The following is a 15,800-nucleotide window of genomic DNA, read 5'->3' as shown; positions in this document are numbered from 1 at the left end:
GTAAACCACCCGTGGGGCGAACGACACCCGTTCGGAGCAGTCCGGACCCCTCCGAGGATGCGGGAGGGGGCCGCGCGGGGGAGTCTCCAGATGTCTGGAGGTTCTACGATGGGTTCACTGCGACTCACTCTCAGTACCGGGGTCCTGGCCGTCGCCGCCGTTCTCACACCGGCGGCGGCCCACGCGGCGGACGGCGGCGGTGTGCAGGTCAGCCCGTCGTCCCCGGCGCCCGGCGGCGACATCGCGCTCCGGGTGACCGGGTGCACCGGCAAGACCGGCACCGCCGCCTCGGACGCGTTCGTCTCCGACGCCCGGCTCACCCCCACCGGCGGCGGCATCCTCGGCGGGGAGACCAAGGTCCGCTCCACGGCCCGCCCCGGGCCGTACGACGTCAGGGTCACCTGCGGCGACACATCCCTGAAGGCCGTCCTCACCGTCGGCACCGGAGGCACCGACGGCTCGGCCACCCCGACCGCACCGGCCACCCCGACGGCACCGGCCTCGCCGACCGCCCCGGTCCGCGCGGGCGGCGGCGGCACCGCGCACCTCGCGGCCGTGGAGACCAGCAGCACCGGCCCGGGCGTCGCCCAGGCGGTCACCGGGCTGCTCCTCGCGGCCGGCGCCGCCGTGGTCGTCGCGACCCGCGGCGCCCGCCGGAGCCGCAGGACGGGCTGACCCATGTCCGAACGGGAACACTCCGCCGGCACCGGACGGCTGCTCACCGGCGTGGCCTGGGCGGTACTGCTGCTCGGGCTGTGGCTGTGGGGCCGTGAGGTGACCGACGTACGGCACGGCATATCCGGTCCGAAGACCGGCGACATGGCGGCGGTCGGACGTCCCCCCGACGTCCGGCTGCCCCCCGCCCGCAGCCCGCTCGGCGCGGCGCTGCCCCAGCGCCTCGACATCCCCGGGCTCGGCATCCAGGCCCCGGTGGTGGCCCGCGGCCTCGACGGCCGGGGCGCCGTCGACCCGCCACCGTACGATCAGCCGGGCGTCGTCGGCTGGTACGCGGCCGGTGCCGCTCCCGGCGCGGCCGGCACCGCGCTGCTCGTCGGGCACGTCGACACCGAGACCCGGCCGGCCGTCTTCTACAAGCTCAGCGCGCTGCGCGCCGGGCAGACGATCCGCGTCATCCGCGACGACGGCAAGGTCGCCGAGTTCACGGTCGACGACATCCAGGTCCTCACCCGCGACCGCTTCGACGCCCGGCAGGCCTACGGGCCGCGCCAGGAGGGCCGTGCCGAACTGCGGCTCATCACCTGCGGCGGCAGCTTCGACCAGGCCAGCCGCAGCTACACCGCCAACGTGATCGTCTCGGCCTACCTCACGGGTACGGGCCTCTGACCCGCCTCGCCGGCCTGTGTCAGGATTGAGCCCTGGCACAGTGCACCGAGGGGGAGTGGGATGTTCGGCAGCAGGGGGGCGGCCGGAGTACGGGCGAGCGCGGTGGTGCTGGGGGCGGCACTGCTGATCGCGGGATGCTCCTCCGGCGACAAGGACGAGCCGAAACCGGGTGACGCCGGGGCCGGTATCGCCCAGCAGCCCAAGAACCGGGCCCCGTTCTGGGTCAACCCGGACGGCAAGGCGGCCGAGCAGGTCGCCGCCTACGACGAGGGGGGCAAGGAGGCCGAGGCCGAGCAGATCCGCAAGATCGCGCAGCAGCCGACCGGCGAGTGGATCAGCCCGGAGAACCCCGAGGAGCAGGCCCGCGGCTTCACCGAGGCCGCCGCGAAGGCCGACCGCACGGCCCTGCTCGTCCTCTACAACATCCCGCACCGCGACTGCGGCCAGTACTCGGGCGGCGGCGCCGCCGACGGCAACGCCTACCGGGCCTGGATCGACGGGGTCGCCGAGGGCATCGGCGACCGCCCCGCCACGGTCGTCCTGGAGCCGGACGCGATCCTGCACCTGGTGGACGGCTGCACCCCGGACGAGTACCACGAGGAGCGCTACGACCTCCTCAAGTACGCCATCGGCAAGCTGAAGTCGCTCAAGGCGACCAAGGTCTACCTGGACGCGGGCAACGCCGGCTGGGGCCACCCCGACCAGATCTTCGAGCCCCTCCAGTGGGCGGGCATCGCCCGGGCCGACGGCTTCTCGGTGAACGTCTCCAACTTCTACTCCACCGAGGACTCCATCGCCTACGGCAAGCAGCTCTCCGCGAAGGTGGGCGACAAGCCGTTCGTCATCGACACCAGCCGCAACGGCAACGGCCCCTACACCGGCGGTGACCCCGGCGAGCGCTGGTGCAACCCGCCGGGCCGCGCCCTCGGCGAAACCCCGACCACCAAGACCGCCGACCCCCTCGTCGACGCCTACCTCTGGGTCAAGCGACCCGGCGAGTCGGACGGCGAATGCAAGGGCGGCCCGAAGGCGGGCGAGTGGTGGCCGGAGTACGCGTTGAAGCTCGCGCAAGGGTCCGAGTAACGGCAGTCCCCGCGTCCCGAAGGGGCGCGGGGAACTGCGCGACCAGCCACACCCGGCCTTCGGCCGCCCATGGCGCTAGGGAACCCGAACCCACTGCGCCTCGGAAGGCGTCCCCTGGTCGTCATCGACGAACAGCATGTACCACCCGGCCTGCACCAGGTTCCGGTTCTTCGGCACGGTCACCGTGACCTTGTCCCCGGACGTCGTGAAGTCCAGCGCGATCGACCGCTGATCCACATCGGTGACATGCGTCGAGGCGCTCGGCCGGATCAACCGCACCTTCTTGACCGACGACGCCTGCGGCGAGGTGAACGTCCCCGACCCGCCCCGCTCGATCGTCTGCGGTCCGCCGGACAGCGACGGCCGTGAGCCCCGGAACAGATACGGCGGCTTGTAGATCTCGATCCGCTGCTCGAACGTGCCCGGCTTGGTGTTCGCCTTGTCCCCGTACAGCGAGTCGGAGCCGAAGAACATCACCGAGCCGTCCGGCAGCAGGATCGACCCGGAGTGGTAGTTCCGCCCCACGAGGGGGTCGGCGACCCGGTCGAAGGTGTTGCTGTCCGGGTGGTAGAGCCGCGCCTCCAGGATGTTGGAGTCGCCGCGCCCCCGGTAGTCCTCCGAGCCGCCGGACACCAGCACGCTGTCGTCCGGCAGGACCGACGCCTGCGGGTACCGCGTCCCCTTGTCCAGCGACGGCCCGTCCACGAACCGCGGATCGTCCGCCTTCAGATCGACGATCCGGGTCTTCTCGCTGGACAGCTTGGACTCGCCGACGCCACCGCCGCCGATCACCATGTACTTCTCGTCCTGCGCCGGAGGCAGCAGCACGGTCCCGGAGGTCTCCATCTGGTCGGCGTCGCTCAGCCCGGGAATCCTGGTGAACTTGTTGGTGTCCACGTCCCAGACGCCCGGGTCCCGCCCGACGTCGTCCGGCCCGTAGCCCGCGTTCGAACCCGAGTAGAAGATCTTTCCGTTCTGCATCAGGAACAGCGCCGGGTACGTCGGGAACTGGCGAACCTTGTCGGTGTACGTCCACTTCTTGGTCTTCGGGTCGTAGACCTCGTTCTTGCCCGGGACCAGCTGGCCGATGTCGTCGAGCCCGGAGACGCTGAGGATCCTGCCGTCGCTCAGCGTGGTGAGCGTCGGGTACCAGCGGGCCTCCTTCATCGGGTCGACCTTGATGTACTTCTCGGCGACGGCATCGAACTCGTAGGCGTCGCGGATGCCCTGGAAGTCCTTCTTGTCCAGGGCGAGCTTCTGCGCGATGCCGTAGGTGTTGCGGGCGTCGGCGCCGGTCAGGCCCTGGACGCGGTAGTTGTCCTCGGTGCCCGTCTCGTACTCGGCGCCGCTCTTCTGCGCCTCGACGTAGATCCGGCCGAGTCCGGGGTCGTTGCGCAGGAACTTGCCCGTCGCCGGGTCGAAGACCTTCTTCGCGCGCGGCACCAGCACCGGGTCCTTGGAGACGAACGTCTTGCCGTTCGCCTTGCCGGTGAACTTGGTGCCGGCGGGCAGCGTGATCGGCTTGTCCGGGTTCTCGTTGTGGACGATCATCAGGCCGCCGGCCTTGGTGACGTCACCCTTCAGCTTCTCGTACCGCTTGGTGCCGCCCGCGATCAGCAGATTGCCGTTGGCGAGCTGGGTGTGGCCGGTGCAGAACAGGTCGTTCGGCGTCGGCACCTTCTTGATGGTGCCCTTGACCGGGTCCCAGATCCGGGTGTCGAACCGTTTCGCGTCGAAGTTCTCCTGGTTGTTGCCGGACCCCGCGACGAGCAGCACCTTGCCGGTGCGCAGCAGCGCCGCGTGGATGGTGTTCTGCCGGTACTCCTCGGGGAACTCGACGATCTTCCAGTGACCGTTCTCCGCTTTGTACTCGGGTTTGTTGATTTGGTACTGGTGGTACTTCTCGGTCCCGAAGCGGTAGAGCCACGGCCCGTTCATCCCGGCCAGCGCGACTACCACCGCCGTGCCTATCGCGAGTCGACGGGCGCGGCGGCGGCCGGCACGGTCGTTCATTCCTTACGTCCCCCAAGTCCACCAAGGGCGATCTGCATGGTCTGGTCGGTCCCTCCGACCGTTCCCCCGTCCGGGCTCCCGGGCGCGTCGGCCCAGGCGGGCCGCTGCTGCGGGGCGTGCGGAGAGTACTGCGCGGGCATCGAGGGCGCCGCGGCCGGGACCGCGTCCACGCGCTCCGGCGGAGCGGATCCAGCGGCGTGGGCGCCCGGCCGCTTCTTCTCCTGCCGCAGGCCGTGCCGCCACGCGAAGACAGGGGTGGCGGTGATCAGCAGGGCGAAGGTGGCCCAGATGATCATCGCGGGGTGCGCGTTGCCGAAGACGAGTCCGGCGGTGATGGACGCGGCGAAGATGAGGATGAAGTACCAGTGGTACCGGAAGGTGCCGAACCAGCGGTCCGGGCTGGCCGAGTCGCCCTTGGGCGTGACCACGAACTTGCTCTTGCGGCGCAGGACGGAGTCGATCAGCGCCTTGGCGTAGAGCGGCGCGGACAGGGCGGACATGACCATGCCGGCCACACCACCGGAGCCCTCCGGCTCGTGCGGCGAGACGTTGTGGCGTCGGTTCCAGATGTACAGGCCGATCTGGAGCGCGGAGGCGTTGCCGTAGAGCATCAGCCACACGGTGGGGTCGATGTTCACACCCGAGGCGCCCAGGCCCAGGAACAGCGCGCAGCTCAGCGCCGCCAGGATCCAGTTCAGGGCCGACATCGGATAGAAGATGATCATCATCGTGTAGTTGAAGAGCTTGCTCGGCGGCAGCGAGTACCAGCCCTTCCAGTACTGCTTGAGGATCGTCTCGTACGTTCCGCGCGACCAGCGCATCTGCTGGGTGAAGAAGTCCGTCCAGGCGCTGGGGCCCTCGCCGACGGCGAGCACGTCCGGGGTGTACACCGAGCGCCACTTGTTGCCCGTGGCCGGGTTCTCGTGGCGGTGGATCTCGAAACCGGTCGCCATGTCCTCGGTGATCGAGTCGTACAGGCCGCCGATCTGCTTGAGCGCCCTGATGCGGACCGCGTTGGAGGTGCCGACGAACATGGGCGCGCCGTACTTGTTGCCGGCCCGCTGGATCAGCGCGTGGAAGAGGAACTGCTGCGACTCGGCGGCCTTGGTGACGAAGTTGTCGTAGTTGCCGTAGACCTGCGGGCCGATGACGAAGCCGACGTCCGGGTCGCGGAAGAAGCCGAGCATCCGCTCCAGGTAGTTCGGCAGCGGTACGTGGTCGGTGTCGACGGAGGCGAAGAAGTCGTAGTCGTCGCCGTGCGCGTCGAGCCAGGCGTTGTAGTTGCCGTGCTTCGTCTTGGCCCGGTGCGGTCCCTTGGCCTGGTTCCACTTGGCGATGCCCTTGCGGGAGAAGTGGCGCACGCCGAGCCGGGCGCAGACCTCCTTGACCTCCGGGTCGTCGCCCTCGTCGAGCAGCCACACGTGCATCACGCCCCGGTGGCGGATCCTCACCGCCGCCTCCAGGGTCTTCGTCACCATCTCCAGCGGCTCCTTGCCGGGCACGAAGGAGGTGAGGAAGGCGACCCGGGTGCCGGTCTCCGGGACCACCGGGACCGGGTCGCGGGCGACCAGCGTGGCGTGCGCGTTGGACAGCACGTTCATGCAGCGGAAGAACTCGATCAGACCGATCGAGACCAGCATCACGACGTCGAGGGCCGGCAGGAAGTCGTACGCCGGGTAGTCGCGCTCGGTCCAGTGCTCCGGCTGGAGCAGCCAGAACAGCAGGACCAGCGACAGGACCGGCGCCGCCATCAGCATCAGGGCGACCCGTATGCGGTGCGGCTCCTGGGAGATCAGGGAGCGGTACTGCACCTTGTACGGCTTGTTCGGATCGGGCTGGGTGAGGGGCCCGGCCAGCCGGCTGTAGTGCTCGTAGTCGTACTTCGGCAGCGTCTTCTTGATCCGGCGGAAGGTCCCCGTGGTGCTCATCCGGTGCCCCGGCACCCTGAGCTGGGTGGTCTGTGACGGGTCGAAGTCCTGCCGGGCGCCCGTCGGCGTCGACGTCATGAGTCATCCCCCCACACGCGGGTCATCGCGTGTCTGTCGGTTCCTTCGCCCGGTCCGGTCCCCCTCGGCCTTCACGGACGTGTCAGTGGTGCGCGGCAGTCACCACGTGGTCCACACCCTATAGACATGGAACTGCGCGCTTCCGGTTGCATGATGCCCCCCTCGGCGCCGCTTCGTGAACCGGGGCCCCCTTCTCCCCGTCACATGCCGGCAACCGGTTCCGTGCCCCCCGATTGGCGCGTGTCCGCAGCCTCTTGAGAGTCAGGGTTCTACGCCGTTCAGCATGATCGCAAGACGCGATACACGGTATTTACCGGCTATACGCGCTCATTAGGGCACAAGTGGGCGCCTGCTGGTGCGCTTGTGACCAGTTATGCACGTATGTGCTTCGATTCCGTGTGCGAATCGATACGAGCCGGCCTGGGCAGCGAGAAGGCCCCCCGCTTTCGCGAGGGGCCTTTCTCCGTCTGTGCGCCGCCAGGGACTCGAACCCCGGACCCGCTGATTAAGAGTCAGCTGCTCTAACCAACTGAGCTAGCGGCGCCTGCTGACATCGTTAACTCTACATGACCTCCGAGGGTGCTCCCGACCACCGGAGGGGGCCGGGGCGGCGGCCCGGCGGGCGCCCCGGCGTCGCCGTACATCATTCGGACCGTCAACATGCGCGCCCCGACGACAGTTGTGAAACTGATCAACGTGCACAAGCGTGGACAATTCCACCAGGAGTGTGAGGGGAATCGCATGGAGACTCCGGTTTTCAGGGAACTCGATCCCCCGCGCGACTGCGACTGCCCCGGCTGCGCCGCCCGGCGCCGCGCCCTCCCGCCCCCTTCCGGGGGCCGCCCCGTCACGTCCCGTGCCCTGGCCGTCGCCACCGCGGCCTCCGCCGCCCTGGCCGCCGGACAGCCGGCGCCCGCCGTCGCCGCCCCGCACGCCCTCCAGCGCCCCGGCGTTCCCGCGGGTGACGAGCCTCAGACCCCGCAGGGCGGCAAGGCTCCGCTGCACGGCCCCGGCGGAAAGCCCGCCCAGCCGGCCGTCCCGGCCGAGGCGCCCGCGACCACCCGGGCGGAGATCATCCGGCGGGCCAGGACCTGGGTCGCGGCGAAGGTGCCGTACAGCATGACCCGGTTCTGGTGGGACGGGTACCGGCAGGACTGCTCGGGCTTCGTCTCCATGGCCTGGAACCTCCCGGGCAACGAGTGGACCGGCACCCTCGGCCAGTACGGGGTGCGGATCACCAAGGACGAGCTGGGGCCCGGCGACATCCTGCTCTTCCACAACCCCGAGGACCCGCAGCGGGGCTCCCACGTGGTGATCTTCGGCGGCTGGACGGACCACACCCGCTCCTCCTACACCGCCTACGAGGCGACCCGCCCGCACGCCCGCGCGCAGGCCACCCCCTATGCCTACTGGACCCACTCCGACCGCTATGCCGCCTACCGCCACAAAGGGCTCGGCACCGGCACCTCCGGGGCCCGGCCGGACGACGGCACGGCGGCGGACCCCTTCCCCGGGGCGGCCTACTTCGGTCCCGGCGCCGACAACCAGCACGTCACCCGGCTCGGCCGGATGCTGGTCGAGCGGGGCGCCGGCCCCTACTACACCTCGGGCCCCGGCCCCCGCTGGACCGAGGCCGACCGCCGGGCGACCCGGGCCTTCCAGCTCGCCCAGGGCTGGACGGGCGGCGCCGCGGACGGACTGCCCGGGCCGAAGACCTGGGCGCTGCTGGTCAGTGGCCGGGGCAAGGACATCACGGCCGGGGCGGCCGGCCCGCCAGGGTCCCCGCCGCCGCGGGTCCCGGCGTTCCCGGGGCGGGGGATGTTCCGGGCGGGGGCGAGCAACCCGCACGTCACGCTGCTCGGAGAGCAGCTGGTGAAGAAGGGGTTCGGCAAGCATTACACGACCGGGCCGGGGCCTCGCTGGGGGGAGGCGGACCGGCGGAACGTGGAGGCCTTCCAGCGTGCCCAGGGGTGGCGGGGCGGCGCGGCGAACGGCTACCCGGGACCGGAGACCTGGCGGCGGCTCTTCTCGTGACGACCCGCAACACCCCCCTCGCCGGGGAAGCACCCCCCGGTCGGACACACCCCCCGTCGGGACACCCTCCCGTTGGGACACACCCCCCTGTTGGGACGCATCTGGCGCGGAGGCTGGAGGCAGGCATGAGCACGATCACGTCACCCACACCCGAGCCCGAGGGGCCGTCCCGGCCCGCCCGGCTCATCCAGAACGAGGCGACCACCGAGATCCCGGTCCACCTGCTGTTCCGCGACGGCCCCGACGATCCGGTGCCGCTCGGACCGGCCGTCGTGGGGCGCCGCCACGGCACGGGGGAGCAGCCGCGCCCGAGACGCCCGGTGTCCGCGAAGCCGCGGCGCGTGGCGGAGGTCGACCCGGAGCTGGCCGAGCGGCCCGCCCGGGTGCTGCCCGGCGCGGCGGGGGTGCTCGCCGGGACGGCGGGGGCGGCCGGGGCACTGGCCACCTCCTGGTGGGCGGGCGCGCTGCCGCCGCTCGCGGTCGAGGCGCTGGGGCTGCCCGCCGCGGCGCCGGCCGGACTGGGCCCGGCGCAGTGGGCGGCGTACGCCGGGGCCGGGGCACTCGGCCTGTTCGGCTTCGGCGGGCTGGCCCGGGGCCGGACCGGCCGGGCCTGGGTGCTGGGGCTGTTCGGGCGGTACCGGGGGACCGTCCGGCGCACCGGCCTGATGTGGGTCAACCCGCTGCTGCTGCGCCGCCGGGTCGACGTACGGCTGCGGCACTGGCGCAGCGAGCCGATGCCCGCGGTGGACGGCGTCGGGGTGGCGCTGCGGGTGGTGGTGCTGGTGGTGTGGCGGGTGCGGGACACCGCGCGGGCCGTGCTGGGCGTGGAGGACCACGAGGGCTATCTGCGCGAGTGCGTGGAGGCGGCGCTGGCCCGGGTGGCGGTGGAGATGCCCGGCGGGGGCGGGTCGGTGACGGCGGCAGGGGAGACGCTGACCCGGCTGGTGAGGACGGACGCGGCGCCGGTGGGTCTGGAGGTGTTCTCGGTGCAGCCGGTGCGGATCGAGTACGCGCCGGAGGTGGCCGCCGCGATGCACCGCCGCCGGATCGCCGCGCTGGACGCCCAGCACCGGGCGAGCGTGCTGACCTCGGTGGTGGACTCGGTGGAGGACACGGTGACCCGGCTGACCACGCGCGGTCTGGTGGAGCTGGACGACTACGAGCGCAAGGCGCTGGTGAAGGACCTGACGGTGGCGTTCTGCGCGGGGCGGGGGGAGACGGGCGCCTGACGGGGCGGCGGACGAGCGGCGGCCGACCTATGCCCTTGGTATGGACATGTTCAACCAACGACCATATTCTGAACTTGGTCTAGACCTACTCCGTACCACTGCACGGCTCACCGAACCTCCCCCACGTTCACCAGGAGCGGCGGCATGCGCACCCAGACCAAGTTGTCCGCGGCCGTGGTGGGACTGGCGACGACCGGAGCCCTTGTGCTCTCCTCCGGCGGCGCCAGCGGCCACGGCTACACCGACCTCCCCATCAGCAGGCAGAAGCTGTGCCAGAACGGCACGGTCACCAACTGCGGCGCCATCCAGTGGGAGCCGCAGAGCGTCGAGGGCCCCAAGGGCTTCCCCGCCTCCGGGCCCGCCGACGGCCGGATCTGCTCCGGCAACAACACGCCGTTCGCCCAGCTCGACGCCCCGCGCACCCCCTCGGGCGGCGCCTGGCCGGCCACCAAGGTCAACGGCGGGCAGAGCTACACCTTCCGCTGGCAGTTCACGGCGATGCACGCCACGACCGACTTCAAGTACTACGTCACCAAGCCGGGCTGGAACCAGAACCACAACCTGTCCCGGTCGGACCTCAACCTGACCCCGTTCCTCACGGTCCCGTACGGCGGCCAGCGTCCGCCGCAGACCCTCTCGCACAGCGGCACGCTGCCGTCCGGGCTCAGCGGACGGCACGTGATCCTGGCGGTGTGGACGATCGCGGACACCGGCAACGCGTTCTACGCCTGCTCGGACGTCACGTTCTAGATCGGGCAACGCAAAGGGCCCCCTCGCTCTCGCGAGGGGGCCCTCTTCTGTGCGCCGCCAGGGACTCGAACCCCGGACCCGCTGATTAAGAGTCAGCTGCTCTAACCAACTGAGCTAGCGGCGCATGACTCCCGCCGTCCGCTCTTCGCGGCCGGCGACGAAGAAAATACTACCTGGTCCTCGGGGGTGCTTCCGACCGCCCAGGAGACCACCCAGGAGACGGCCGAGGGGACCGCCGGGGACCAGGGCCGGATCAGATGGCCAGCGAGAGGAGGACCGGCGCCGCGTTCCGGTTCAGGGTGTCCGCGGCCTGGCGGAGCCGGTGGGCGTGCTCCACCGGCAGGGACAGTGCCAGACAGCCCACCGTGGCGCCCGCGGTGATCGGGACGGCCGCGCAGACCGTGCCGACCGCGTACTCCTGGAGGTCGAGGACCGGCACCGTCGGCGGCTGCGACTCCAGCCGGGAGAGCAGGAGCTTGTCGCTGGTGATGGTGCGCGAGGTGAAGCGGGCCATCTTGTGCCGGGCCAGATGGTCGCGCCGGCCGTTGTGGTCGAGCTGGCCGAGCAGGCTCTTGCCGACCGCGGTGGCGTGCGCGGAGCAGCGGAAGTCCACCCATTCGTTGACCGCGGGGGTGGCCGGGCCGTCGGCGTACTGGGTGACCCGGACCTCGCCGTCGACGTACCGGCTGATGTAGACGGCGGCGCCCACGGAGTCCCGCAGCCGGGCCAGGATGCGCTGGAGGTGGTGGTGCAGGGCCCGGTCGCGGCCGTGCGCGGAACCGAGGCGGGCGAGGGCCGCGCCGGTGACATACGCCCCGTCGGTCACCTGCTCGACGTAGCCGTCACGGCGCAGCATCCGCAGGAGGGGGGTCAGCCGCTCCCTGCCGAGGCCGGTGTGACGGGCGATCGCGGTGTCGGTGACACCGGTGGAGTGCCGTGCCACCGTCTCCAGGACGCGGAGGGCGTCCTGAGCCGAGTGGTACGGCGCGGTCGGCTCGTGCTTCAGCGCCACGGTGTTCCCCCTGTGCGCTCAGTCGATGTGCCGTGACCCGGGGTTCGGGTCATCTCCACGATAACCGGCAAGCGGCTTGTAGTGAGCGGCAGTTGACGAGATTGCGCCCCCCGAGCTGCGGCGTAGAGCAGAGGCATATGCCAACTGCATGCGCCAGCCCGTTCGGCGTCACAGCCACGCTCACGCGGGGGTGTGAAGGGCACCACGGCGGACACCCGCCCCCGCATGGCCGATCGCTGTGTGGAAGTCGCGCTGACCGAACGGGACGTACGGTGCACCGCCCGGCTCCTGGACGACCGCGCCCCGCTCACCTGCGCGGCAGTCTGGGAGGCACTGCCGCTCGCCGGGGACGTGTACCACGCGAAGTTCGCCCGGAACGAGATCTACGCCCTCTTCCCGCCCCTCACCGGTGTCGAGCCGCCCCTGGAGAACCCCACCGTCACCCCCGTCCCCGGGGACCTGTGCTACTTCAGCTTCGAGGGCGCCCGGCTCGGCAACCGGGCCCACGGCTACGACCGCGCCATCCGCCCGGAGGCCACCGTCGTCGACCTCGCCCTGTTCTACGAACGCAACAACCTGCTCCTCAACGGGGACGTCGGCTGGGTGCCGGGAACGGTGTGGGGCGAGGTCGTCGAGGGCCTGGAGGAGATGGCGGCAGCCTGCAACGACCTGTGGCGCACCGGCGCGGCGGGGGAGACGCTCACCTTCGCGCGGGCGTGACCCGCCGCCGCCGGGTCTCGCCCGGTCCGGTGCCTCAGCCGCGCGCGATCCCCGCCTCGTACAGCGCGTGCGCCGCGCGCAGCACCAGGTCGTCGCGGTGCCGGGCGGCCACGAGCTGGAGGCCGACCGGCAGCCCGTCCGGGTCCGCGCCCACCGGAACCGAGGCCGCCGGCTGCTGGGTGAGGTTGAAGGGGTAGGTGAACGGCGTCCACCCCGTCCAGCGCCGCAGGCCCGACCCCTTCGGCACCTCCGCGCCCGCCTCGAACGCCGTGAGCGGGAGCGTCGGGGTGACCAGCAGGTCGTACGACTCGTGGAAGCGGCCCATCCGGCGGCCGAGATCCATCCGCACCTCCACCGCGGCCAGATAGTCCAGCGCGCTGTACCGCGCGCCGAGCCCGCAGATCTCCCGCAGCCCCGGATCCAGCAGCTCCCGCTGGTGCGGCCCCAGCCGCTGGCCGAGCCGGGCCGCCCCGCTGAACCACAGGGTGTGGAAGGCGTCCACCGGGTCGGCGAGATCGGGGTCGGCCTCCTCCACGTACGCGCCCAGCCCCGCCAGCAGCTCCACCGCGTGCCGCACCGCCGACGCCACCGCCGGACGCACCGCAACCTGTCCCCCGAACGTCGGCGAGTACGCCACCCGCAGGCCCCGCACCCCACCGGCCAGCCCCGCCGTGAACGAGCCCGGCGCGGGGCCCAGCGCCGACCAGTCGCGGGCGTCGGGCGCCGCGATCACATCCATCAGCAGCGCCGCGTCCGCCGCGTCCCGGGTCAGCGGTCCGACGTGCGCCAGCGTGCCGAAGGCGCTCGCCGGATACAGCGGCACCCTGCCGTAGGTCGGCTTCAGCCCGAACACTCCGCAGAACGCGGCCGGGACGCGCACACTGCCGCCCCCGTCCGTGCCCAGCGACACCGGGCCCGCGCCCAGCGCCACCGCCGCCGCGCTGCCGCCGCTGGATCCGCCCGCGGTGCGCGCCGGGTCGTGCGGGTTGCGGGTGACACCGGACAGCGGCGAGTCGGTGACCGCCTTCCAGCCGTACTCCGGCGTCGTCGTCTTGCCGAGGAACACCGCCCCCTGCTCCCGCAGCCGGGCCACCGACGGCGCGTCCTCGGTCCACGGCCCGTCCGGGTCGACGGTCCGCGACCCCCGCAGGGTGGGGAAGCCGCGCGTCAGCAGGAGGTCCTTCACCGTCACCGGCACCCCGTCCACCAGGCCCGCCGGCTCCCCGCGCCGCCAGCGCTCCGCCGATTCCCGCGCCCGCCGCAGCGCCTCGTCCGCGGTCAGCCGGACGAAGGCGCCCACGACCGGCTGGATCTCCACCGCCCGCGCCAGCGCCGCCCGGGTCGCCTCCACCGGGTCGAACGCTCCCGTGCGGTAGCCCTCGACGAGCTGTACGGCGGTCAGTTCGGTGAGCTCCATACGGCCTCCCGCGCCTCAGTGCCCCGGTACGTAACCCCGCTGCTTGTCGACCACGTTGTACAGCGGCCGGCCCGCCGCCCACCGCTCGTACAGCTCCACGAACTGGGTACCCAGCTCGTCCCGCCAGCCCACCGTGTCCCCGCTCATGTGCGGGGACACGATCAGCCCCGGCAGCCGCCACAGCGGGCTCTGCGGGCCGAGCGGCTCGGCCGCGAACACATCCAGCGCCGCGCCCGCGATCCACCGCTTGGCCAGTGCCTCGGCCAGCGCCTCCTCGTCCACCAGCGCGCCCCGGCCGACGTTCACGAACCGCGCCGACGGCTGGAGGACACCGAAGCGGCGGGCGTCGAACATGCCGCGCGTGCCGTCGGTGAGCGGCGCCGCCGCCACCACCCAGTCGGCCCGCGACAGCAGCCGGTCCAGGTCCTCCGGGCCGTGGATCCCGGTGCGCGGCCTGCGGCCGACGAGCGCCGTACGGATGTCGAGGGCCTTCAGCACCCGGGCGACCGCCCGGCCGACCGGCCCGGTGCCGACGATCACCGCGCGTGTGCCCGCCACCCGCTGCGACTCCCGGTGGCGCCACTCGCCCCGCCGCTGCAACTCCCAGGTGCGCGGCAGATCCTTCGCCATCGCCAGCACCAGCGCGGCCACGTACTCGGCGATGGGCTGCTCGAACACGCCGCGCCCGTTCGTCACCACCGTGTCCGAGGCGGCCAGCTCCGGGCACATCAGATGGTCGACACCCGCGCTCGCCGTGTGCACCCAGCGCGGCCGCGGCCCCTCGCCCGGCCACGCCCGGCGTACCGCGTGCGAGGTGAAGTCCCACACCAGCAGCACGTCCGCGGTCGGCAGCCGGGCGGCGAGTCCCCCCTCGTCCGTGTGCACGATCCGGACCCGGCCGGTGAGCCGTCCGAGCCGGGGGAGCGGGTCGGCGTCCAGGACGAGCAGGGTGGGGTCGGTCATGGGCAGCCGTCTCTCCCAGCGGATCGGTTGTCGCCAACGACGTCTGACATGCGCGGATTGACCACGCTCGCACCCGGGCCCACCCTCGTCAACACGGGCTCCCGCGCCGCCGGTTGGCCCTGTCCGGGACGTGATCCCCCGGCCGGCGGCCGGGCCGCCCACCGCCGTGATCCCGGCCGGCCAAACGGGGATGTGGGCGGCGGTGCGCCGACTGGGTACCCGAGTGATGGGGCCGTATCAGGCTTTGCTGACCGGACGGCACGCGCGTGGCCCCCCGCACTGCCGGAAGAACAGCAGGAAGGCTGGACATGACCGCACTCGGATTCCTCTACCCGGGCCACTCGGCCGAGGACGACTATCCCCGTATCGAGCAGCTGCTGGGCAGTGACATCCGGGTGGACCTGGTCCACACGGACATCGGCGAGGACGCCCGCCGCGAGGACGCGCTGCGCGCGCTGGGCTCCCCGGAGCGGCTGGCGGCGGGCGTCCAGGAGCTGCGGCACGCGGGCGCCGAGGCGGTGGTGTGGGCGAGCACCAGCGGCAGCTTCGGGTACGGCTGGGAGGGCGCCAACGAGCAGGTGCGCGGCCTCGCCGTCGCCGCCGGGATGCCGGCCTCCTCGACATCCTTCGGCTTCGTGCACGCCGGCCGGGAACTGGGGGTGCGGCGGGTCGCGATCGGGGCGACCTACCCGGACGACATCGCCGGGCTCTTCGCGGACTTCCTGCGCGCCGGGGACCTGGACGTGGTCGCCGTACGCGGCTCGGGGATCGGCACGGCCGCCGAGGCCGGCACCTGGGGCGAGGCCGAGCTGTTCGCCCTGGCCCGTGCCGCCGATCACGCGGACGCGGACGCCGTGCTGCTGCCGGACACCGCCCTGCACACGGTGTCGTACCTGACGGCGCTGGAGAAGGAGCTGGGCAAGCCGGTGCTCACCGCCAACCAGGTCACCGTCTGGGAGGCGCTGCGGCTGGCCGACCGCCGGGTGAACGCCCCGAACCTCGGCGCGCTCTTCACCCGGGAGCCGATCGTCCAGGTCTGACCCGGCCCGGTCCGCAGGGCACGGCTGCTCCGAGTACGAGTTTTCACGACTTCCTACGGCCTCCTTGCGCGGGCGGGGGACAATGGAGGGTGGTCCGGCCGGGATGACGGGGGCGGGCCACCCGATCCACCCGTGGTCCGTCCATGGTTCATCCGCAGTCCGTCCGTCCCGTCCGTATCCCGTCCGTAT

The 15,800-nt window shown here is 72.1% G+C and carries 13 protein-coding genes and 2 tRNA genes; 8 read left to right on the top strand and 7 right to left on the bottom strand.

Annotated elements, in window-relative coordinates:
* Positions 1 to 108 precede the first annotated feature (108 nt).
* The 3 genes from VE614_RS31765 to VE614_RS31755 are packed head-to-tail and all read left to right on the top strand — an operon-like array spanning position 109 to position 2,427.
* The gene (locus VE614_RS31765) at positions 109 to 675 is read left to right on the top strand and encodes a hypothetical protein (protein WP_324945166.1); all 567 of its coding nucleotides are present in this window, start codon (positions 109 to 111) and stop codon (positions 673 to 675) included.
* A 3-nt stretch (positions 676 to 678) separates the two neighbouring features.
* On the top strand, positions 679 to 1,344 hold the full coding sequence (locus VE614_RS31760) for a class F sortase (RefSeq protein ID WP_324945163.1): 666 nt from the start codon (positions 679 to 681) through the stop codon (positions 1,342 to 1,344).
* Positions 1,345 to 1,404: 60 nt separating this feature from the next.
* Complete coding sequence (locus VE614_RS31755) at positions 1,405 to 2,427, top strand: glycoside hydrolase family 6 protein (RefSeq protein WP_324945160.1); 1,023 nt, start codon at positions 1,405 to 1,407, stop codon at positions 2,425 to 2,427.
* 75 nt (positions 2,428 to 2,502) lie between these two features.
* On the opposite strand, the gene VE614_RS31750 is transcribed toward VE614_RS31755, so the two are convergent.
* From VE614_RS31750 to VE614_RS31740, 3 genes are all read right to left on the bottom strand, one after another.
* Positions 2,503 to 4,440, bottom strand: coding sequence for a kelch motif-containing protein (locus tag VE614_RS31750; protein WP_324945157.1), 1,938 nt, complete (start codon positions 4,438 to 4,440; stop codon positions 2,503 to 2,505).
* Positions 4,437 to 6,446, bottom strand: coding sequence for a glycosyltransferase family 2 protein (locus VE614_RS31745; protein WP_324945154.1), 2,010 nt, complete (start codon positions 6,444 to 6,446; stop codon positions 4,437 to 4,439). The genes VE614_RS31750 and VE614_RS31745 overlap by 4 nt, the downstream gene beginning before the upstream one ends.
* A gap of 470 nt (positions 6,447 to 6,916) precedes the next feature.
* Positions 6,917 to 6,990 (bottom strand) — tRNA-Lys (locus VE614_RS31740).
* A 197-nt stretch (positions 6,991 to 7,187) separates the two neighbouring features.
* On the opposite strand from VE614_RS31740, the gene VE614_RS31735 reads away from it, so the two are divergent.
* The 3 genes from VE614_RS31735 (at position 7,188) to VE614_RS31725 (ending at position 10,459) form a co-directional block, all read left to right on the top strand.
* Positions 7,188 to 8,480 carry a peptidoglycan-binding protein gene (locus tag VE614_RS31735; protein ID WP_324945151.1) on the top strand — a complete coding sequence of 431 codons (1,293 nt, stop codon included), beginning with the start codon at positions 7,188 to 7,190 and terminating at the stop codon, positions 8,478 to 8,480.
* Positions 8,481 to 8,605: 125 nt separating this feature from the next.
* The gene (locus VE614_RS31730) at positions 8,606 to 9,709 is read left to right on the top strand and encodes an SPFH domain-containing protein (RefSeq protein WP_324945148.1); all 1,104 of its coding nucleotides are present in this window, start codon (positions 8,606 to 8,608) and stop codon (positions 9,707 to 9,709) included.
* A gap of 144 nt (positions 9,710 to 9,853) precedes the next feature.
* A complete protein-coding gene (locus tag VE614_RS31725) occupies positions 9,854 to 10,459 on the top strand; it encodes a lytic polysaccharide monooxygenase auxiliary activity family 9 protein (RefSeq protein ID WP_324945145.1) in 606 nt (201 codons plus the stop codon).
* A 50-nt stretch (positions 10,460 to 10,509) separates the two neighbouring features.
* On the opposite strand, the gene VE614_RS31720 is transcribed toward VE614_RS31725, so the two are convergent.
* Positions 10,510 to 10,583, bottom strand: a tRNA-Lys gene (locus VE614_RS31720).
* Between the two features lie 129 nt (positions 10,584 to 10,712).
* Positions 10,713 to 11,471, bottom strand: coding sequence for an IclR family transcriptional regulator (locus tag VE614_RS31715; RefSeq protein ID WP_324945142.1), 759 nt, complete (start codon positions 11,469 to 11,471; stop codon positions 10,713 to 10,715).
* A 225-nt stretch (positions 11,472 to 11,696) separates the two neighbouring features.
* Here VE614_RS31715 and VE614_RS31710 point away from each other — a divergent pair, with 225 nt between their 5' ends.
* Positions 11,697 to 12,191 (top strand): DUF3830 family protein, encoded by a 495-nt coding sequence (locus tag VE614_RS31710; RefSeq protein WP_324945140.1) that lies wholly within the window; start codon positions 11,697 to 11,699, stop codon positions 12,189 to 12,191.
* 34 nt (positions 12,192 to 12,225) lie between these two features.
* Here VE614_RS31710 and VE614_RS31705 read toward each other — a convergent pair whose 3' ends face one another.
* Positions 12,226 to 13,608 carry an amidase gene (locus VE614_RS31705; RefSeq protein WP_324945137.1) on the bottom strand — a complete coding sequence of 461 codons (1,383 nt, stop codon included), beginning with the start codon at positions 13,606 to 13,608 and terminating at the stop codon, positions 12,226 to 12,228.
* Between the two features lie 15 nt (positions 13,609 to 13,623).
* Positions 13,624 to 14,571: a D-2-hydroxyacid dehydrogenase gene (locus VE614_RS31700; RefSeq protein WP_324945134.1), complete on the bottom strand. Its 948-nt coding sequence runs from the start codon at positions 14,569 to 14,571 to the stop codon at positions 13,624 to 13,626.
* Between the two features lie 308 nt (positions 14,572 to 14,879).
* Between VE614_RS31700 and VE614_RS31695 the strand changes: the two genes are divergently transcribed.
* On the top strand, positions 14,880 to 15,611 hold the full coding sequence (locus tag VE614_RS31695) for a decarboxylase (protein WP_324945131.1): 732 nt from the start codon (positions 14,880 to 14,882) through the stop codon (positions 15,609 to 15,611).
* Positions 15,612 to 15,800 lie beyond the last annotated feature (189 nt).

This window comes from Streptomyces sp., from assembly GCF_035645055.1.
Classification (GTDB): domain Bacteria; phylum Actinomycetota; class Actinomycetes; order Streptomycetales; family Streptomycetaceae; genus Streptomyces.
Note: the sequence above shows the minus strand (reverse complement) of the source record. Positions and strands in the feature narration are given on the sequence as shown.